The organism is Candidatus Methylomirabilota bacterium (assembly GCA_036002485.1).
GTDB lineage: Bacteria > Methylomirabilota > Methylomirabilia > Rokubacteriales > CSP1-6 > AR37.
Genome location: DASYTI010000002.1, coordinates 1 through 18,193, shown reverse-complemented (window position 1 = coordinate 18,193; position 18,193 = coordinate 1). Strand labels below are relative to the sequence as shown.

The following is an 18,193-nucleotide window of genomic DNA, read 5'->3' as shown; positions in this document are numbered from 1 at the left end:
CGCGAGACCAGCTTGGCGCGGATGCCCACCTGCAGCAGGTAGTTGGCGATCGCCTCCTGCACGTTCGCGTAGGAGATGTCCAGGTAGTAGTCGCCCGCGTCGAAGCCGTTCGGGTAGCCCGCTTCCGCGAGCAGCTTCTTGGCCTGAGGGGGATCGAACGCATAGGTGGGCGGCGACCAGTAGAAGTCGAACGTGCTCGGGATGATGCTGTAGGTCAGCTTCGAGTGGCCCAGAGTGATCGCCTGATTGATCGTCTTGCGGTCGATGGCGAGGTTGGCGGCCAGCCGCACCCGCTTGTCGTGCCAGGGAGATTTTGGGTCCCACTGGTCCAGCATGCTCACCCACTGCGGGGCCTGGATGACCGCCGGCTTCAGCGTGAGCCCGGGCATCCGTTGCAGCTCTTCGGCCAGCTCGCCCCGGATCGAATACACGATGTCGATCTCGCCGCGCTTCAACGCGGCCAGGCGGGTCGACTCGTCCGAGATGACCTTGAAGACGAGCCGCTTCACGCTCGGCGTCTTGCGCCAGTAGCCCTCGAACGCCTCCATGACCAGCTCGACGCCGGGCGTGAACGAGGCGAACTTGTAGGGGCCGGCGCCCACGGGCGCCCTCTTGAAGGCGTCCTCCCCAACCTTCTCGACGTACTTCTTCGGCACGATCCAGCCGGCGCCGCTGGCTGCTGTGTAGAACGTCATGAAGTCTGGCCAGGGGTTCTTCAGGCGGAACCTGACCTGAAGCGGACTTGGCGTCTCCACCGCGGCCACGCGGTCCTTGAGGGCCTGGGCGGAGGCGCCCCTGTACCGCTCGAAAGAGAACTTCACGTCCGCAGAGGTGAGGGGGTCACCATTGTGAAACTTCACGCCTTTGCGGAGGGTGAAGTCGTAGATGCGCCCGTCGGCCGAGGCTTGCCACGACTCCGCCAGGCTCGGCGCCGTCGCGTTGCCGGGCATCGCCTTCGCCATCGCGTCGTGGATCGCGTACATCACCATGAACGGCGTGATGATTCCCTGGGTCTCGGCGGGATCGAACCACTGCGGCGCGAGTGAGATGTGAACGCCCCACGTCATCTGGCCTTCCGGGGCCGCCGCGGTGGGGGTGGCGACCGCGAGCAGGGCGAGCAGGGCGCAGCCGACAAGGCGAACAGGACGCATCGTCTTCTCCTCTTTGGCGGAGGGGTTGTCGTGATGCACGAGGAAAGTGTAGCAACCTCAGCGCCAAAAGAAATGGACAAGTCGCATCCCGAGCGGCGCGTCGCATGCTAGGATCACCACGTTGCGCCGCCCGGGAGCCCGCGTGAAACGAATCCTGGGGGGCAGAGGAGGGTGTCATGGCGACAATAGCGACTGAGCTGACCGTGGTCGAAGCCGACGTCCTGCGAGCCGACGACCGCCGCTTCGAGGCGATGCGGCGCGGTGACTGGGCCGCGCTCGACGCGGCGCTGGCCGACGACCTGACCTACGTTCACTCCACCGCGCGGCTCGAGTCGAAGACCGAGCACATCGCGAACCTCCGCGCCGGCAAGCCGCACTATCGCGGCATCGCGCCCCGCGAGCGAAAGGCGCGCGTTCACGGAGGCATCGGCGTCGTCAACGGCGTGTCGGAGATGCACGTGGAGCGAGATGGCAAGGAGCAGCGCTTCACCGTCCGCTACCTGGCCGTCTACGCGAAGGCCGGCGAGCACTGGCGCATGATCGCGTGGCAATCCACGCGCCAGCCCGAGACCCAGGGGTAGACGCCACCAAGCCTGTCAAGCGGGTGCCGGGAGGGTCGGCCGCGAGCCGGCCTACGGGTGGACGCGACGCTGCACGACGGTGTGCCTTTCGTCTCAGAAGAATGACGGGTACGACTGCGGACTCGTGTCCGGCGTCGCGGACAGCGCCTCGAGCGCGCGGTACCGACCATTGTGATAGACGAGCGGAACGGCCCCCTCGTTCACCGCGAGCTCTTCCACCTTTCCGACGAACAGCGTATGGTCCCCGCAGGCGTAGCGATGCTCGACGCGCACGGCAATGACCACCGCCGCGCGGGCGAGCACGGGCACCCCGGCGAGCACCCCGAGCTCCGGCGAGAAATGCGGAACGGCCTGGCCCGCGAAGTGGCGGCTTACCGGCTCCTGTTCCCGGTCGAGAATGCTCACGCCGAACCGCCGCGCCCCGTTGAGCCTCTCGTGCATCCGCGCCGTCCTTCCCACCGACACGACGATGAGCGGCGGCTCGAGTGATCCCGACATGAAGGCGTTGGCGGTCATGGCCCGCGGATCGCGCCGCGGTCCCACGGTGACGACGATCACACCCGTGGCGAAGCGGCCCACGGCGCTCCGGAACGCGCGCTCGTCAAAGGTGCGGGAAGGCGGCTGCCGGACCACGCGCGGGCCCGGCGTCTTCGCCGGTGTCCGCGCCGCGCGCACGGCGCGCGCGCGGCGATTACCGGAGCGCGCTGACGCGGTCGGCATTGATCAGCTCCTTGGTCGTCCAGCCGTCGAGATCGTAAACTCCGCCATGGGGTCAGGTCTTACAATCCTACATTTCGGCCTCATCGGCAAACCGATCGGCCTACCTCGCAGGTAATTGAATCTGCCCGCCCCGGCATCGACGATGAGTCATGCGACATGGTGTGGTCGTCCTGGCGATCTTGGCGACTCTCGGCGGTGCCTGGACGGGATTTCGGGGCGTCCGGCTGCTCGCACGCGGACTCCGGTGCGCGGGTGATCCGCGCGCTTCGCTCTGGGTAGTCCGGGGGCTTCGCGGCATCATCGTGGGGGTGTGCCTGACCACTCTCGCCGTCGGAGCGGTCTTCGAGCAGGTCTGGCTGCTCGTCTTCGGGGGGTTCTGGCTCCTCGAGGAGATCTACGAGACGGGGGTCCTCGCCCTCATCCTGCGCGCGGGAGACCCTGACATCGACAGGCGGCCGCTGCCGCTCCTAGCCGACGAGGGTAAAGGACCTGTGGACAGCCCACCGGTCGATGCCCTCCTCTTCTCCGACCTGCCGGAGAATCGTGACGTTGTCGAGCTGAGCGGCGAACCGTCGCTCGCGCGTCTTGACGAACTCCCACACCTCGGCGAACCGCGGCCGGCACAACTCCGCGACCGTCATGTGGGGATGGAGACGCTCGGCGTCGTGAGCGCTCCACGGCATCCATGACAGCGTCCTCAGCGCCGAGAACAATCCCGCGAGGACGCGCTGCGCGCCCTCGGAAAGCCGCACCTGCACAAAGACAACATCCTCGTCGAAATGGCCGAACCCTCCTACCTCAACGGGGGTGGAAGAGTATCGCGAGACGAAGTCTTCCAGCAGCCCCTCCACCCGCTGGATCTCATTCGTGATGAAGTGGTACTTGAGCGTGAAGTGAGCGGGGATCCGCTGGCCCTGGGTAAAGCTCAAGCCGAATCGATCGGCGATCGCGTCGACCAGCTCGCGGTGGTACTCCACGATCTGCGGCGACCGGAAGAGACACGGGACGATGTACCTGGCCGGTTCGTCCTCCGCGGGCACGCTCAGCTTGCCTTGATTCCGACCGTCTCGAGCGCCAGCTCGAAGTCGCCGGCCCAGTCGCCGTAGCCCAGGAGCTCCCGCGCCGTCGCTCCGGGCGCCGCGGCCGCCCCGAGCAGCGCCCGGTACAGGCGCGGCACGGGGACGAAGAGGGCCTCCTCGGCGCTGCGGGCCGAAGCGAGCAGGAGACAGGGCTGGTCCCCGGTGACGTCGACGACCAGTCCACGGTCGGCCGTCCACCCGACGGGCTGGCCGTCGAGGCGCGCGGCCACTCGCTCGCGGAGAACCCTCACGCGCTCGACGCGGCCGAGCCGATCGGCGAGCGACGGCCCTTCGTAGGCCCAGCCCGGGTGACCGGGTGGCTGCGCGGCGGGCCCCTCGCGCTCGCGGCCCATCACGTAGATCTGCCCACGCCGACGAGGGTCGAAGAACGATCCGAGCATCTCGACTCGGTAAGCAGGGAGCGCTTCGAGCTGCACGCGGCAGAGCTCGGCTCCGAAAGCCGGCATGACCATCGATGAGACACGGACAGCGGGGCCGTCGGCCGGGATCACCACGAATGCGCTACGGAAGAGCGCGGGCTCGAGCGGTGAGGTGAAGTCGGACCCGGGAACATAGAGCAGATCGCGCCAGGGTGCCGCGAGCGCGGCGACGAGCGCGCGCTCGGCCTGAGGGAGCGAAAGCTCGATTGTATTCGCCGCCACGAACTAGCGGCCGCCCCGCCCCCGCGGATGACCGCTGTGGCCGCCGCCACCGGCGCGGCGCCCGCCGTGGCCGCCGCTCGGCCCTCCGCGGCCTCCGCCCGGCCCCCCTCGCCCGCCGCTGCCGGGACGCCCGCCGCGCGCCGCCATGCGCGCGCGCTTCTCCTCCGCATAGCGCCGGCGCTCCTCGCTGGTGGGTTTGATCTCGGGCAAATACCACTCGTCCTCCGCCCATTCCACGGGGATCTTCTGGCCGATGAACTTCTCGATGGGCTCGATCTGGAGCGCGCCCGCCTCGTCGGCCAGGCTGATGGCGTCGCCCGAAGCCCCCGCGCGCGCCGTTCGGCCGATGCGATGTACATAGTCTTCCGGGTCCTGGGGCAGGTCCCAGTTGACGACGTGGGTGACGCCCTCGATATGGAGTCCCCGCGAGGCGACATCCGTGGCCACCAGAATGGGCAGCGCGCCGTCCTTGAAATCGTTCAAGATCTTGAGCCGCTTCTTCTGGTCGACATCGCCCGTGAGGGCCCGGGCTTGCCAGCCATTGCGCCCCAGCCGATCCTCGAGCCGCCGCGCTTCCTCCCGGGTGTTCGAGAAGATCAAGATGCGGCTGCCGCCCTCGCGCTTCAGCAGGCCCAGCAGGAGATTGAACTTCTCCTCCCTCCCGACGTGGAAGAGCACCTGGACCGCGTTCTCGGCCGTCTTCTGCAGCGGGGTGACCGAGATCTGCGTCGGGTTGTTCATGAACTCCCAGGTCAATTCCATGACCCGGAAGGACAGGGTGGCCGAGAAGAGGAAGGATTGCCGCTTCTCCGGCTTGGGCAGCTTGCGTAGGATGAAGCGCAGGTCGGCGATGAAGCCCATGTCGAACAGGCGATCGGCCTCGTCGATGACGAGGACCTCGACCCGCTGCGGTGACCAGACGTGCTGCTTGAGATAGTCGATGAGGCGCCCCGGCGTACCCACCAGCACATCGCAGCTCTGGCGGAGCTCCTCGCGTTGCTTGTTGTAGTCGATGCCGCCGTACACGGCCAGGATGCGCAGCCCGGTGTGCGCGCCCAGGAGCCGCGCGTCCGCCTCGATCTGGACGACCAGCTCGCGGGTGGGCGCGATGATGAGCACGCGGGGCGCCGTCGGCCCACTCTTGGCGGGCGCGGGATGGCGCAGGCAGCGCGTGAAGGCGGCGATCAGGAAGGCCGCCGTCTTGCCCGTGCCCGTCTGGGACTGGCCGGCCACGTCCTTGCCCTTCAGCGCGAGGGGCAGCGTGCCCTCCTGGATGGGGGTGGTCGCCACGAAGCCGGCGTCGCGGATGCCTTCCAGCACCGGCTCGGGCAGGTCGAGCGAGATGAAGTCGAGCGGGCTCATGGCGTGGCCGCCGTCTCGGTGGGCGGGGGCGGCGCCGTGCGCTTCCTGACGGCCAGCCGGGCGCAGATGATGCCGACCTCGTAGAGGATGCAGAGGGGCCCCGCCATCAAAGTCTGGTTAATCATGTCGGGCGTCGGGGTCAGCACGGCGGCGATGATGAAGTTGATGAGGATGGCGTACTTGCGGTTCTTCGAGAGGAATTGCGGGGTCACCACGCCGATGAGGGCGAGCACGGTGATCACCACCGGCAGCTCGAAGACGAGGCCGAAGGCCAGGGCGAACTTGATCACGAAATCCGTGTAGTTCGCCACCGTGATCATCGGCTTCCAGCCCTTCTCCTGGCCGAAGGTGACGAGGAAGTTCGAGGCGTAGGGGATGATCACGAGCATGGCGAAGGCGCCGCCGATCAGGAACAGGAGCGAGCCCACGATGATGAAGGGCGCGGCGTACTTCTTCTCGTGCGCGTGGAGACCCGGGGAGACGAACTTCCAGACCTGGAAGAGGATGGCGGGCATGGAGATGAAGATGGCCAGGACCATGGCCACCTTCATCCACGTCCAGAAGGCCTCCGTGGGCGAGGTGAACACGAGCTCGGTATGCATCTTCGCGAGCGGCTTGGAGATGAAGCGCATGGCGGGATCGGTGACGAAGAACGCGATGACGAGCCCCACGGCCGCGGAGCCGAGCGCCCACATGATGCGCGTGCGCAGCTCGCCCAGGTGCTCCATGAACGACATCTTGCCGAGGGCGCGCTCCTGCTCTGGATCGGAGGCGGTCTGCTCGTCGCTCATCACCACTCCGTCAAGAAGTGTCGCAGCTGGCCCACCCCGCGCCCGAGGGCGAAGCCCTCGCGTATGGCCTTGGTGACGTAGGCCTTGGCCTCCCGCACGGCCTCGCCGAGCGGGCGGCCCTTCGCGAGCCCGGCCGCGATGGCCGCCGCTAAGGTGCAGCCCGTGCCGTGGGTGTTCGACGACTCGATGCGCGGGACCCGAAAGGCCGTCATCTCGCGCCCATTCCAGAGTATGTCCACGGCATCGCCCTTGAGATGGCCGCCCTTGACGAGGACGTGGCGCGCGCCGAGCTTGCCGATGCGCCGCGCCGCTTCTTCCATCTCGTCGCGGTTCGAGACGGTGATCCCGCTCAGCACTTCCGCCTCGGGCAGATTCGGCGTGACCACGAGGGCGAGGGGCAGGATACGGCGGATCAGCGCTTCGACGGCATCCGGCTGGAGGAGCGCGTCGCGCGACTTGGCGACCATGACGGGATCGACGACGAGCTTGTCGATGGGATGCTCGCCGAGCACGCCCGCCACGGCTTCGATGATGGGCGCCACAGAGAGCATGCCGCACTTCGCCGCGTCGACGCCGAAGTCCTCGAGCACCGAGCGGAGCTGCTGGGCCACGATGGCCGGGGACAGGTTCTCCACGCCCTGCACGCCCACCGAGTTCTGCGCGGTCACGGCGGTGATCACGGACATGCCGAAGACACGGTAGGCCGAGAAGGTCTTGAGGTCGGCCTGGATGCCCGCGCCGCCGCCGGAATCAGAGCCGGCGATGGTCAGGGCTTTGGGGATGGACATGGCCCATTAGTATACGGGATACGAGAACATCGGCATAGGCAGCAGAGGGCACACCGTTTCTCGCGGTGATGTAGACTCGCTCTGCCTGATACAAGAGCTCGGTCAAGTCACAAGGCATAGGCGGGTAGCTCAGAGGGAGAGCGCGGCTTTCACACGGCCGAGGCCGCAGGTTCGATCCCTGCCCCGCCTACCATTGGTCCGGGGGTTGCTCAGGGTGCCGGAGATCCGCTCGATCAGCGCCATCACGTTTGCCACGCCTGACATGGCCCGAGCCGTGCGGTTCTATGAGGCCCTCGGCTTCTCAAAAGCCTACGGGGGCGAGACAGGCACCTTCACATCGTTCCGGGTCGGGAAGGGATACCTGAACCTCGCGAGGGCCGACGATCAGCCGCCTTCGTCGGGTATGGCTCGCGTCATCTTCTACGTCGACGACGTTGACGCCATGTACGCGCATGTCCTCGCCCTGGGGTTCACGCCAGAGGCACCTCCCCGGGACGCGTCGTGGGGCGAGCGCTACTTTCACCTGACCGACCCCGACGGCCACGCCCTTTCGTTCGCCCGACCCGTATAAGCATCAGCGCGGTCGCCGCCTCCACCGCCGCCAAAAAGATTCGCAACTGACAATTCTTGTGAAAAGCGGGAAGTGAGCGATACGTAAGTGGCTGTTTACCCGTAGGTTGCTCCGTGGCATCGCCGTTGCTTAATCTGACCATGCGCGCCCGGCGTGAAGCACCGGAACCTCGTCCGGGGAGCGGTTAGCGTCTGCCCGCCGACAGAAGGAGGAGGGGGAATGGACAACTCGGTCGAGCCCGCCCGCATGGAAAGCGAGAAGCCCTTGACGAAGTGGGTCGACGAGATGCGGGACGTGATCAAGGTGATCACGGATCTCAGCGAGGAAAACGCCCGGCACCGCTCCATCACCGAGTCCGCGCAGCTCGAGTATACGAAGGTGTGCGAGGAGGTGGGAAGGCTGCGCACAGAGGCGGAACGGGCCAGCGGGCTCGCGGAGGCGGCGCAACGAGAGCGCGACGCATTGCAGGAGGAAGTCGCCAAACTGCGGGCCGAGAATGACCAGCTCCACCTGGAGCGGGCGGAGGCGGGAGAGGCCGCGGCCAAGCTCCTGGACGAGATGAAAGAGTTGGTCAACGAGGTGGCCCACAAGTTCCAGGGTCCGCTCCGCACGAGCCCCTTCGCCCGCGAGGCGAAGGTGTCGCACAGCTGACCTGACAGGAGAGCGCGTGACTCTGGACCCGGGCGCGGCCCCCTCGCGGCACCCTGACGTGCCGGGACGCTCGGACCTCGGCGAGGTCCGAGCCCGGCTCGAAGCGCTGGTGGCTGCCCATCGGCAGACGGTGCAGCAGGAGCGTTTGAGTGCCTTCCGCGAGATGGCCGGCGAGGTCGCTCATGACTTCACCGACACTCTTTCCAGCATCCTGGCGCGAGCGCAAATCCTTGTCACTGAGACGCAGGACCTGGAAGTCGTGCAGTCGGTCCGGATGATCGAGCATGTGGCCCTCGAAGGCACCCGGATCGTCCGGCGCCTCCAGGATTTCAGCCGAGCGCGACCCGCCCGTCCCTATCAGCCCGTGGACCTCAACCAGCTGGTGTCCGAGATCGCCGCTTCTGTCCGGGCCCGTTGGAGCGCGCAGCTCGAGGCTCGCCACATCTCGGGCGATGTCCACGCCGAGATGGGCGTCCTGCCCGCCGTTTCCGGCGATGCGGCTGAACTCCGCAACGTGCTCACCATCATCGCCGTCAATGCCCTCGACGCCATGCCGGAGGGCGGACATCTCACCTTCCGCACCGACACGGACGGGTCGCATGTCTTCTGCCATGTGGCGGACACGGGCGTCGGGATGTCTGACGAGGTGCGCCTTCGCATCTTCGATCCCTTCTTCACGACGAAACGGGAGAAAGGCCGAGACTTCGGCCTGAGCGGAGCGTATGCCATCGTCGACCGACACGGCGGCGAGATCTTGGTCGAGAGCGAGGTCGGCAAGGGCACCACCGTCACGATTTGCCTGCCCACCGCGGCCGACTCCACCAAGATCGCTCCGGAGGCGATCGTGGCGGCCTCCTCGGCATCCGCGGCGCAGTTCTCACCCGGGGCGCAAATCTTGGTGGTGGACGACTCGAAAGAAGTGCGCGAGGTGCTCCACGAGCTACTGAGCCGATACGGTCACACGGTGGTGAGCTGCTCCGATGGTGAGTCGGGCTTGGTGGAGCTCGAGACACGGAGATTCGACCTGGTCATCGTGGATGTTGGCCTACCCGGTATCTCGGGGCTCGAGCTGGCGAGTCGCCTCAAGCAGCGCTGGCCCGGCACCACCATCGCCCTCATGACGGGCTACCTGGACCGCCTGGGACCCGAGGATGCGAAGGCGAACGGCGTGGATTTCGTTCTGGGCAAGCCTTTCTCCTTCGATCAGGTCCGATCGGTCATCCACCATGCCTGGTCTCGCGCGGGTTCGTCGGTGACCGGGGACATCAACCGCTCGTAGATCTCTGGCTCGAGGGCCGCTTCGTCGCTCCCGGGATGACGAGGGTGAATTCCCCTCTCACCGGCCCCTTGGCCCACCGCTCGCGAAGCCCCGCGGGGGTTCCCCTCACGATCTCCTCGAACTGCTTGGTCAGCTCCCGCGCCGCGATGATCTCGACCTCGCCGAAGACCTGGCCTATCGCCTCGAGCGAGGCCAGGATGCGGTGGGGAGACTCGTAGCAGACGATCGTCGTCTCGAGCTCGCGCAGCGCCTCGAGCCGGTGCACACGCCGTCCGGGCTTGACGGGGAGGAAACCGTCGAAGACGAAGGCGTCGGCGGGGATGCCGGCGGCCGAGAGCGCGGCCACCACGGCTGACGGACCGGGCACCGGGACCACGACAATGCCCGCCTCTCGCGCCTCCTTCACGAGAAGAAATCCAGGGTCCGAGATGCCGGGAGTGCCCGCATCGGTGACCAGGGCCACCGAGACGCCCTCGCCGAGCTTTCTGACGATGGCCGCGCCCTTGGTCGCCTTGTTGTGCTCGAAGTAGCTCGTCACGGACACGTGAATGCCGAAGTGGGTCAGGAGCGCGCGCGTGCGCCGCGTGTCCTCGCAGGCGACCAGGCCGACCTCCTTCAAGACCCGGAGGGCGCGCAGGGTAATGTCCTCCAGGTTGCCGATGGGCGTGGCCACGACGTAGAGGGTGCCAGGGCTCATCGACGGGAGGCGGGTGGACGAGGGGCCGTCATTCGGGGATCATTGTGGCATGGAATTGAAAGTTCGCACGCTCGGTGAAGAGCCTGCGCTCAGGGATCGCTTTCACGACTTCCACCGCCAAGCCTGGCCCCGCTTTCTCTGGGACGGCGACGGCACGGGAGGCCTCTTCCCTCGGATCTACACCGACTTCGCCGATTTCCAGTTCGGGGTCTGGGACGAGACGGGCGCTCTCGTGGCCGTCGGCAACACCATACCCTTCATCTGCGACGGCTCCACGGCCGATCTTCCCCCCGATATCAAGGAAATCCTGGAGCGAGGTCTGGCTGTGAAGCAAGAGGGTCGGAAGCCCACGGCCCTCTCGGCCCTGGCCGCCATCGTGGACGAGACGCAGCGGGCCCGCGGGCTGAGCACGAAGGTCATCGAGGCCATGGCCGAGCTGGCCCGGCGGCATGAGCTCAAGACGCTGGTCGCCCCCGTCCGTCCGTCGCTCAAGCAGCTCTATCCGCTGACGCCCATGGAGCGCTACATCACCTGGATGCGCGCCGACGGCACGCATTTCGATCCCTGGCTCCGCGTCCACCAGCGGATGGGCGCCGAGATCGTGCGCGTGGCCCCGAAGTGCATGGTCATCACGGACACGGTGGCCCACTGGGAGGAGTGGACCGGGCTGCGCTTCCCGGAAAGCGGGACCTACGTGGTGCCGGGCGCATTCCAGCCCGTGAAGATCGACGTCCGGCGCAATACGGGACGCTACGAGGAGCCCAACGTGTGGATGCGGCACCCGCTGTCCCCTCCCCCGACAGGGAAGAGACGTAATTAGCACCGCTCGAGGACAATTCATGCGTCTGAACCGCCCCCTGATTTACTCAGCCCTCGCCTCGCGGCTGTGCCGCTCAGCTCGAACGGCGGCCCTCTCCCCCGATGGGGGAGAGGGATTCCTAATTCGCGAAAGAAGGCCACCAACATCCCTCTCCCCCATGAGGGGGAGAGGGCCGCAGTTCGAGCTGAGGGGCGAAGCCCTGAGGCGAGGGCTGAGTAGAACAGGGGGGTGGCAGTGAGTGCTGAGAAGCGATACTGAAACGGGCAGCTAGAGACGAAAGTCGAGCAGAAACCTAGGCGGATTGCTCTTTCGGCTCCGAGATGAGGATGGGGCGCTCGCGGTTGAGAATGACCTCACGGGTGACGATGCATTCCTTGAGCCCTGGAATCGACGGCAGCTCGTACATGACTTCCAGCATGACCTCCTCCAGCACCGAGCGCAGCCCCCGCGCCCCTGTCCCGCGCTTCATGGCCTCGCGGGCCACCGCCGACACCGCGTCGTCGGTGAACTTGAGCCGCACCTTCTCGAGGTCGAAGTACTTCTGATATTGCTTGATGATGGCGTTCTTCGGCTCGCGCAGGATGCGCACGAGGGCCGCCTCGTCGAGGTCGTGAAGGGTGGCCACCACGGGAAGCCGTCCCACGAACTCGGGGATGAGCCCGTACCTGAGCATATCTTCCGGCTGCACCATGGCCAGGAGATCGCCCACCCGCCGGTCCTCGCGGCTCTTCACCTCGGCGCCGAAGCCCATGCCCGTCTTGCCGATCCGACTCTCGACGATCTTGTCGAGCCCCACGAAGGCCCCGCCGCACACGAAGAGCACGTTGGCCGTGTCGACCTGGATGAACTCCTGGTGGGGATGCTTGCGCCCACCCTGGGGCGGCACATTGGCCACCGTGCCCTCGAGGATCTTGAGGAGGGCTTGCTGGACGCCTTCCCCGGAGACGTCCCGCGTGATGGACGGGTTTTCGCTCTTGCGGGCGATTTTGTCGATCTCGTCGATGTAGACGATGCCCCGCTGGGCCCGGTCCACGTCATAGTCGGCGGCCTGGAGCAGCCTCAGGATGATGTTCTCCACGTCCTCACCGACATAGCCGGCCTCGGTCAGGGTGGTGGCGTCGGCGATGGTGAAGGGCACGTGGAGCATCTTGGCCAGAGTCTGCGCGAGGAGGGTCTTGCCGGAGCCCGTGGGGCCGATGAGGAGGATATTGGCCTTCTGCAGCTCCACGTCGCCGCCCGCCTCGGAGCCCGCCTCGATGCGCTTGTAGTGATTGTGCACGGCCACGGCGAGGATCTTCTTGGCCCGCTCCTGCCCGACCACGTACTGATCGAGGACGTTCTTGATCTCGGCGGGCTTGGGGAGGCTCCGGATATCCCGGCTCTTTTCCTCTTCCCACTCCTCCGCGATGATGTCATTACAGAGCTCGATGCACTCGTCGCAGATGTAGACGGTGGGGCCGGCGATCAGCTTGCGGACATCGTTCTGGCTCTTGCCGCAGAACGAGCACTTGAGCGTCCCCGTGCCTTCGCGCGTGCGCGCGGCCATCCGGTCTCTCCTACGGCCTGCCCGCCATCGCCGCCTCGGGAACGGCCCGGGGCGTAGGCTTCGAGGAGATGACCTCGTCCACGATGTGGTATTCCTTGGCCTGCTCGGCCGTCATGAAGAAATCCCGGTCGGTGTCGCGCTGGATCTTCTCCATGGTCTGCCCGGTATGGTGAAGGAGGATGCGGTTGAGCTCCTCGCGCATCCGGAGAATCTCCCTGGCCTGGATGTCGATGTCCGTGGCCTGCCCCTGCACGCCCCCCAGGGGCTGGTGGATCATGATCCGCGCGTGCGGCAGGGCGAAGCGCTTGCCCCGGGCCCCCGCGGCCAGGAGGAGGGCGCCCATGGAGGCAGCCTGCCCCATGCAGATCGTGCCGACGTCCGCCTTCACGTACTGCATGGTGTCGTAGATGGCCATGCCCGCCGTCACCGAGCCACCCGGGGAGTTGATGTAGAGACTGATGTCTTTGTCGGGGTCCTCGGCCTCGAGGAAGAGCATCTGCGCGATCACGAGATTCGCGATCTCGTCCTCGATATAGGTGGGAAGGAAGATGATCCGCTCCTTGAGAAGCCGGGAAAAGATGTCAAACGCCCGCTCACCGCGGGGCGTCTGCTCGACCACCATCGGGACCAAACCCATCGGACGTCTCCTCTTTGCCATGTGCCCAGTTTACCCTAGGCGGCCACGGATGCCTTCGAGATGAGAAACTCCATCGTACGGGCCTCGCCCAGGGAATGGCGCAGGCCCGCCAGGTCTCCGCTCTGGTCCATCATGCGCTTCACGGCCGGAGCGGGGCGGCTATTGGCGAGGGCGATCTTCTCGATCTCCGCCTCGATGTCGGCTTCGGACGGGTTGAGCCCTTCTTTCTCGGCGATGGCCTCCAGGATCAGGGCCCGCCGCACGGCCTTCTCGGCCCCCGGCCGCAGCTCCTGGAGCAGCTTGCCATAGTCCCAGGGCAGCTTCTCGGGATCCATCCCCTGCCGCCGCATCCGTTCCTTGGTGTGCTCGATCAGATGGCCGACCTGACGGAGGACCAGGGCCTCGGGCACCTCGATGGGATGGTTGGCCAGCACGGCGTCCGTGACCGCCTCTTCGAGGGCGCGCCGGTTCTCGCTCTCGCGCCGGGTCTGCAGCCCCTTACGCACCTCGGCCTTGAGAGCGTCCAGGGTGTCGACCTGGCCCACCGTCTTGGCGAGCTCGTCATCCAGCGCGGGCAGGATCTTTTCCTTGACCTCGTTGACCTTGACCTGCGCCACTCCCGACTTGCCGCGCAGCGACTCCATCTGGTGCGTGTCGGGGAAGCGGACATTGACCGTGCGCTCCCCGCCCGCCGCGAGGCCGATCACCGCTTCCTCGATCTCGGGCATGACGCCGCCCGAGCCGATGACGAAGCCATAGCCCTTCTCGTGGCGCGCCTCCATGCCCTCGGGAGTGAGGGTGTAGTCCATGAGCACCAGATCGCCCGGATCGGCCGCGCGCTCCACCGTGCGGAACTCCGCGTGCTGCTCGCGCAGGTGCTCGAGAGTGTCGTCCACCTCGCGGTCCTCGAAGGGCTTGGGCGTGTGCTTCACGCCGAGCCCCGTGTACTGGCCGAGGATGATGGCGGGCTTGATCTCGACCACCGCCTCGAACTTGAGCGGAGCATCCTCCTCGAGGCTCACCTGCTGGAGATCCGGCTCTTCGACCGGCTTGATCTGGGTCTCCGCGAGAGCCTGGCGGTAGACGTCGGGGATGAGACGGCGGGCCACTTCCTGCCGGACCTCGTCGGCGAAGTGGAGCTTGATCATGCTCGAGGGCACCTTGCCCTTGCGGAAGCCGGGCAGGCGCGCTTCCTTCTGGACGCGCGAGAAGGCCTTCTGCCAGGCGGCGCGGACGACCTCGGGGCCTTCCTCCACCTGCAGCTTGCGCTTGCAGGGACTCATCTCCTCAACGGCGACTTTCATTTCGGCTCCTGAAGAGAGGGTTGGTGCGAGGCACCATCCTACACTATCGCCACGCATCGTCAAGAATACAACCACTTCCCCGTCTCCTACAGCTCGCGAAGGGCCACCGCCACGCGCGCGCGTGCCGCGCGAAGCGCGGGGGGCACGCCGCCCACCAGGCCCATGAGCAGGGCGAAGACCACGCCCCAGACCATGAGGGCCGGAGTGATCCGGAAGGCGAAGGCCAGATGCGAGAACGTCTGCCAGTTCATGGTGCCCGTGGTCAGGCCGTTGAGAGGGAGGACGACCAGGCAGCCGAGGACGCCGCCGACCAGGGCGATGCAGAGCGCTTCGATCACGAATGAGACGACCACGCTGCCCGCGCCGAACCCGATGGCCCGCATGGTGGCGATCTCCCGCGCCCGCTCCGTCACCGCCGAGTACATGGTGTTCAGCGCCCCGAAGATCGCGCCGATCCCCATCACCACCGCCACGATGCTGCCGAGCACGGTGATGAGCATGGTGAGCTGCTGCGACTGCTTCGCGTAGTAGTCCACCTCACGGTCGATCTGCACGGTCAGCCGAGGGTCCGACGTGAGGGCGCTCTTGAAGCCCGCGAACGCCTCCGGTGAGTCGAGCCGCACCGTCACCGACTGGAACTGGCTCGGCGGTCGCTGGAAGACCTGCTTGAGCACGGTGGCATCGCACCACAGCTCGGAGTCGAAGGCGGTCCCGCCGGCGTCCAGCACGCCCACCACCGTCCACGTGCCGCCCCCGAACCGCACGGTCTGCCCGAGGTCGAGGCCGTCGTATGCCGCGGCGACATTCTTGCCCACCACCAGCTCCGTCAGCCCCGGCCGGAACATCCGGCCCGCGACCAGCTTCACGCTCGGCCGCACGTCGAGAGCCGTGGGCGACACCCCACGCACCTGCGCATTGCCATCGGTGTCGCGGCCTTTGAGGGGGAAGGCGGCGATCACGACGACCTCGGGGCTCACGAGGGAGCCGAGGCCGGGCGCCCGCGCGATGCCCGGCGCATCCACGATCACGCGGATCTGGTCGACGGGGACGCCGCTGTCCATCTCGCTCGTCGCGCCTGCTCGGCGGACGATGGCATTGCGCGGGGAGCCGGAAGCTACCAGGGTGGCTTCGAAGCCCTTGGCGAGCGACAGCATGGCCACGAACACCCCGACCGTTCCCGCGATGCCGAGCACGGCCACCACCGTCGAGGTCCATCGCGCGCGGAGGGACCGCAGATTGTAGGCGAGAGGGATGGCCACCTCAGACCCGGCGGAGCGCGTCGGCCACGCGCAGGCGGCCGGCCGAGAGCGCGGGAAGGAAGCCGGCGATCACGCCGACGGCGACGGCCAGCGCGAAGCCAAGGACGATGGCCTCCCCCGACAGATGGAAGAAGGGCAGGAGCCCGCCCGTGGGGTCCCCGCGCAGGGTCAGGACTTTGGCCAGCCCGAGGCCGAGCCCGCCGCCCACCGCGGCCACCACCAGCGTCTCCGCGATCACCATGGCCAGCACGAAGCCGTCGGAGAAGCCGATGGCCTTCAGCACGGCCAGCTCCCGCGTGCGCTCGCGCACGGCGATGGCCATGGTGTTGCCGGTGACGAGAAGGAGCGTGAAGAACACCACGCTGCCGATGGTCATCATGAGCAGCTGGATGTTGCCCATCTGCTTGACGAAGCCCGCCGCGAAGGCCTTCTCCGTATCCGTGCGCGTCTCGAACGGGGAGTTGGCGAACCGCTCGTCGATGGCCTTGGCGACGCCGGTGGCGTCGTCGGGGTTGGCAATGCGCACCGTGTACCAGCCCACGATGCCCTTGCGGCCGGCCGTGCGCTCGTCGAGATAGTCCCAGCGGAACCAGAACTGCGAGACGTCATCCTGGACCCGCTGGCCGCGGTAGATGCCACGGATATTGAACTCCCACGTGCCGGGGTAGATGGTGCCGCGGACGGGGATCCGGTCGCCCATCTTCCACTTGAACCGCTCGGCCAGACCTTGACCGACGATGGCGCCCTCTTTGTCGCCCAGAAAGGCGGCCCACTCCTCGTCGTCGAGGACGAACTCAGGGAACATCTGCCGGTATCCCTGGGTGTCGACGGCGAACTGCGGGAAGAAGTTGCGCTCGTCCTGATAGACGCCCCCGAACCAGTTCGCGAACGTCACCTGCGCCACCCCCGGCAGGCGCAGGAGCCGGTCGCGGTAGGCAAGCGGGAGGGGCTGGATCATCGACACGCGGTTCACCACCACGAGCCGATCGGCCCCCGCCACCGACACGCCCTGCGAGAAGGCCCCGTGCACCACCATGAGGAGGGCGAAGAGGAAGAGGGCCACCGCGAAGGAGCCGACGGTGAGGGTGGTGCGGGTCTTCTTCCTGAAGAGATTGGCGACGATGAGGCGGGCGTATTTCATGCGTCCACGAGCGCGCCCTTCTCGAGAAGACGGGTCACCCGCGCGCGCTTGGCGGCGAGCGGATCGTGCGTCACCATCAGCACCGTCTTGCCGTACTCGCCGACGAGGCGGTCCAGGAGCTCGACCACCTCATCCGCGCTCTTGCGATCGAGGTCGCCCGTGGGCTCGTCGCACAGCAAGAAGGTGGGATCGGCCACGATGGCCCGCGCGATGCCCACCCGTTGCTCCTGGCCCCCGGACAGCTGGCGCGGGAAGTGATGCATGCGGTCCTCGAGACCGACCACGGCCAGGGCCGTCTCCACGTGCCGGCGGCGCTCGGTCTTGGTCAGGCGCGTGAGGAGGAGGGGCAGCTCCACGTTCTGAAACGCCGTGAGCACGGGGATGAGGTTGTACATCTGGAAGACGAACCCCACGTGCCGAGCGCGCCACGCCGTGAGCTTGCCCCCGGACATCCGCGTGATCTCGTCGCCCGCCACCGTGATGCTGCCCTCGGTGGGCAGATCGAGGCCACCCAGGAGGTTGAGGAGGGTGGTCTTGCCGGACCCACTCGGACCCATGAAGGCCACGAACTCGCCGGCCTCGACGTCGAGGGTCAGCCCCCGCAGCACGTGCAGCTCCTCGCTGCCCCGCACGTACGTCTTGCCGAGCCCCCGCACCTCGATGAGGCTCATCGCTTCACGGTCACGCGCTGGCCATCGCGGAGATTCTTGTCGCCGGCCGTGACGATCTGGTCGCCGTCGGCCAGGCCCGCGATCACTTCCTGATCGTTGCCGCGCGCCTGCCCGAGGCCAATCACGCGTCGCTCCACCCGCCCTTCACGATAGACGAACACCGTGGGCTTCCCGCCGTCCTCGCTGATGGCCGTCCGGGGCACGAGCACGCGGCCATGGGAGGGCGCCGCGACCGGCGCGTCGCCGAGGAACGTCACCTTGACGCCCATGTCGGGCAAGATGCGCGGGTCGAGCCGGTCGAAGGACGCGCGCACTTTCACGGTGGCCTTCTGCCGGTCCGCGGTGGGGATGAGCGTGCGAACCTTGCCGGGGATCTGCCAGTCCGGATAGGCGTCGAGGATGGCGGTGACGGGCTGCCCGTCGCGGACCCGCGCGATGTAGGACTCGTTCACGTCCACCTCGATCTCGAGCGAGGTCATGTCG

At 67.1% G+C, this 18,193-nt stretch carries 20 protein-coding genes and 1 tRNA gene; 6 read left to right on the top strand and 15 right to left on the bottom strand.

Annotated features, from left to right (window positions below; all coding sequences use genetic code 11):
- On the bottom strand, positions 1 to 1,151 hold a 1,151-nt coding region (locus VGT00_00725), incomplete at its 3' end, for an ABC transporter substrate-binding protein (GenBank protein ID HEV8529922.1).
- Positions 1,152 to 1,327: 176 nt separating this feature from the next.
- On the opposite strand from VGT00_00725, the gene VGT00_00720 reads away from it, so the two are divergent.
- Complete coding sequence (locus VGT00_00720) at positions 1,328 to 1,732, top strand: nuclear transport factor 2 family protein (protein ID HEV8529921.1); 405 nt, start codon at positions 1,328 to 1,330, stop codon at positions 1,730 to 1,732.
- 93 nt (positions 1,733 to 1,825) lie between these two features.
- On the opposite strand, the gene VGT00_00715 is transcribed toward VGT00_00720, so the two are convergent.
- From VGT00_00715 to thiD, 6 genes are all read right to left on the bottom strand, one after another.
- Positions 1,826 to 2,452: a flavin reductase family protein gene (locus tag VGT00_00715; protein HEV8529920.1), complete on the bottom strand. Its 627-nt coding sequence runs from the start codon at positions 2,450 to 2,452 to the stop codon at positions 1,826 to 1,828.
- 467 nt (positions 2,453 to 2,919) lie between these two features.
- Positions 2,920 to 3,492: a 2'-5' RNA ligase family protein gene (locus VGT00_00710; protein HEV8529919.1), complete on the bottom strand. Its 573-nt coding sequence runs from the start codon at positions 3,490 to 3,492 to the stop codon at positions 2,920 to 2,922.
- Between the two features lie 2 nt (positions 3,493 to 3,494).
- Positions 3,495 to 4,193: a hypothetical protein gene (locus VGT00_00705; protein ID HEV8529918.1), complete on the bottom strand. Its 699-nt coding sequence runs from the start codon at positions 4,191 to 4,193 to the stop codon at positions 3,495 to 3,497.
- Positions 4,194 to 4,196: 3 nt separating this feature from the next.
- Complete coding sequence (locus VGT00_00700) at positions 4,197 to 5,555, bottom strand: DEAD/DEAH box helicase (GenBank protein HEV8529917.1); 1,359 nt, start codon at positions 5,553 to 5,555, stop codon at positions 4,197 to 4,199.
- On the bottom strand, positions 5,552 to 6,346 hold the full coding sequence (gene tatC, locus VGT00_00695) for a twin-arginine translocase subunit TatC (GenBank protein ID HEV8529916.1): 795 nt from the start codon (positions 6,344 to 6,346) through the stop codon (positions 5,552 to 5,554). Before tatC ends, VGT00_00700 begins: the two co-directional genes overlap by 4 nt.
- A complete protein-coding gene (thiD, locus tag VGT00_00690; GenBank protein HEV8529915.1) occupies positions 6,346 to 7,134 on the bottom strand; it encodes a bifunctional hydroxymethylpyrimidine kinase/phosphomethylpyrimidine kinase in 789 nt (262 codons plus the stop codon). Before thiD ends, tatC begins: the two co-directional genes overlap by 1 nt.
- Positions 7,135 to 7,252: 118 nt before the next feature.
- On the opposite strand from thiD, the gene VGT00_00685 reads away from it, so the two are divergent.
- From VGT00_00685 to VGT00_00670, 4 genes are all read left to right on the top strand, one after another.
- Positions 7,253 to 7,327, top strand: a tRNA-Val gene (locus VGT00_00685).
- 21 nt (positions 7,328 to 7,348) lie between these two features.
- On the top strand, positions 7,349 to 7,705 hold the full coding sequence (locus tag VGT00_00680; GenBank protein ID HEV8529914.1) for a VOC family protein: 357 nt from the start codon (positions 7,349 to 7,351) through the stop codon (positions 7,703 to 7,705).
- A gap of 219 nt (positions 7,706 to 7,924) precedes the next feature.
- Positions 7,925 to 8,356, top strand: coding sequence for a hypothetical protein (locus tag VGT00_00675; protein ID HEV8529913.1), 432 nt, complete (start codon positions 7,925 to 7,927; stop codon positions 8,354 to 8,356).
- 16 nt (positions 8,357 to 8,372) lie between these two features.
- Positions 8,373 to 9,635 (top strand): ATP-binding protein, encoded by a 1,263-nt coding sequence (locus tag VGT00_00670; GenBank protein HEV8529912.1) that lies wholly within the window; start codon positions 8,373 to 8,375, stop codon positions 9,633 to 9,635.
- Here the strand turns inward: VGT00_00670 and rsmI are convergent.
- Positions 9,622 to 10,332, bottom strand: coding sequence for a 16S rRNA (cytidine(1402)-2'-O)-methyltransferase (gene rsmI, locus VGT00_00665; GenBank protein HEV8529911.1), 711 nt, complete (start codon positions 10,330 to 10,332; stop codon positions 9,622 to 9,624). The genes VGT00_00670 and rsmI overlap by 14 nt on opposite strands.
- A gap of 49 nt (positions 10,333 to 10,381) precedes the next feature.
- On the opposite strand from rsmI, the gene VGT00_00660 reads away from it, so the two are divergent.
- Complete coding sequence (locus tag VGT00_00660; protein ID HEV8529910.1) at positions 10,382 to 11,152, top strand: GNAT family N-acetyltransferase; 771 nt, start codon at positions 10,382 to 10,384, stop codon at positions 11,150 to 11,152.
- 292 nt (positions 11,153 to 11,444) lie between these two features.
- Here VGT00_00660 and clpX read toward each other — a convergent pair whose 3' ends face one another.
- The 7 genes from clpX to VGT00_00625 all read right to left on the bottom strand — a co-directional run.
- Positions 11,445 to 12,698, bottom strand: a complete 1,254-nt coding sequence (gene clpX / locus VGT00_00655) for an ATP-dependent Clp protease ATP-binding subunit ClpX (protein ID HEV8529909.1) — start codon at positions 12,696 to 12,698, stop codon at positions 11,445 to 11,447.
- A gap of 10 nt (positions 12,699 to 12,708) precedes the next feature.
- The gene (gene clpP, locus VGT00_00650) at positions 12,709 to 13,335 is read right to left on the bottom strand and encodes an ATP-dependent Clp endopeptidase proteolytic subunit ClpP (protein ID HEV8529908.1); all 627 of its coding nucleotides are present in this window, start codon (positions 13,333 to 13,335) and stop codon (positions 12,709 to 12,711) included.
- Between the two features lie 35 nt (positions 13,336 to 13,370).
- The gene (gene tig / locus VGT00_00645; protein HEV8529907.1) at positions 13,371 to 14,639 is read right to left on the bottom strand and encodes a trigger factor; all 1,269 of its coding nucleotides are present in this window, start codon (positions 14,637 to 14,639) and stop codon (positions 13,371 to 13,373) included.
- Between the two features lie 86 nt (positions 14,640 to 14,725).
- Positions 14,726 to 15,898, bottom strand: a complete 1,173-nt coding sequence (locus VGT00_00640; protein ID HEV8529906.1) for an ABC transporter permease — start codon at positions 15,896 to 15,898, stop codon at positions 14,726 to 14,728.
- A gap of 1 nt (position 15,899) precedes the next feature.
- On the bottom strand, positions 15,900 to 17,039 hold the full coding sequence (locus tag VGT00_00635) for an ABC transporter permease (protein ID HEV8529905.1): 1,140 nt from the start codon (positions 17,037 to 17,039) through the stop codon (positions 15,900 to 15,902).
- The gene (locus VGT00_00630; GenBank protein ID HEV8529904.1) at positions 17,036 to 17,710 is read right to left on the bottom strand and encodes an ABC transporter ATP-binding protein; all 675 of its coding nucleotides are present in this window, start codon (positions 17,708 to 17,710) and stop codon (positions 17,036 to 17,038) included. The genes VGT00_00635 and VGT00_00630 overlap by 4 nt, the downstream gene beginning before the upstream one ends.
- Positions 17,707 to 18,193: efflux RND transporter periplasmic adaptor subunit (locus tag VGT00_00625; protein ID HEV8529903.1), on the bottom strand; the 487-nt coding region annotated here is incomplete at its 5' end. The genes VGT00_00625 and VGT00_00630, both read right to left, overlap by 4 nt.

Excerpts from the sequence above, each read along its gene's own strand:
- VGT00_00715 (HEV8529920.1), bottom strand. The coding sequence starts at position 2,452 with ATGCCGACCGCGTCAGCGCGCTCCGGTAATCGCCGCGCGCGCGCCGTG.
- tatC (HEV8529916.1), bottom strand. The coding sequence starts at position 6,346 with ATGAGCGACGAGCAGACCGCCTCCGATCCAGAGCAGGAGCGCGCCCTC.
- VGT00_00630 (HEV8529904.1), bottom strand. The coding sequence starts at position 17,710 with ATGAGCCTCATCGAGGTGCGGGGGCTCGGCAAGACGTACGTGCGGGGC.
- clpX (HEV8529909.1), bottom strand. The coding sequence starts at position 12,698 with ATGGCCGCGCGCACGCGCGAAGGCACGGGGACGCTCAAGTGCTCGTTC.
- VGT00_00675 (HEV8529913.1), top strand. The coding sequence starts at position 7,925 with ATGGACAACTCGGTCGAGCCCGCCCGCATGGAAAGCGAGAAGCCCTTG.
- VGT00_00720 (HEV8529921.1), top strand. The coding sequence starts at position 1,328 with ATGGCGACAATAGCGACTGAGCTGACCGTGGTCGAAGCCGACGTCCTG.
- rsmI (HEV8529911.1), bottom strand. The coding sequence starts at position 10,332 with ATGAGCCCTGGCACCCTCTACGTCGTGGCCACGCCCATCGGCAACCTG.
- clpP (HEV8529908.1), bottom strand. The coding sequence starts at position 13,335 with ATGGGTTTGGTCCCGATGGTGGTCGAGCAGACGCCCCGCGGTGAGCGG.
- VGT00_00700 (HEV8529917.1), bottom strand. The coding sequence starts at position 5,555 with ATGAGCCCGCTCGACTTCATCTCGCTCGACCTGCCCGAGCCGGTGCTG.
- VGT00_00635 (HEV8529905.1), bottom strand. The coding sequence starts at position 17,039 with ATGAAATACGCCCGCCTCATCGTCGCCAATCTCTTCAGGAAGAAGACC.
- tig (HEV8529907.1), bottom strand. The coding sequence starts at position 14,639 with ATGAAAGTCGCCGTTGAGGAGATGAGTCCCTGCAAGCGCAAGCTGCAG.
- VGT00_00660 (HEV8529910.1), top strand. The coding sequence starts at position 10,382 with ATGGAATTGAAAGTTCGCACGCTCGGTGAAGAGCCTGCGCTCAGGGAT.
- thiD (HEV8529915.1), bottom strand. The coding sequence starts at position 7,134 with ATGTCCATCCCCAAAGCCCTGACCATCGCCGGCTCTGATTCCGGCGGC.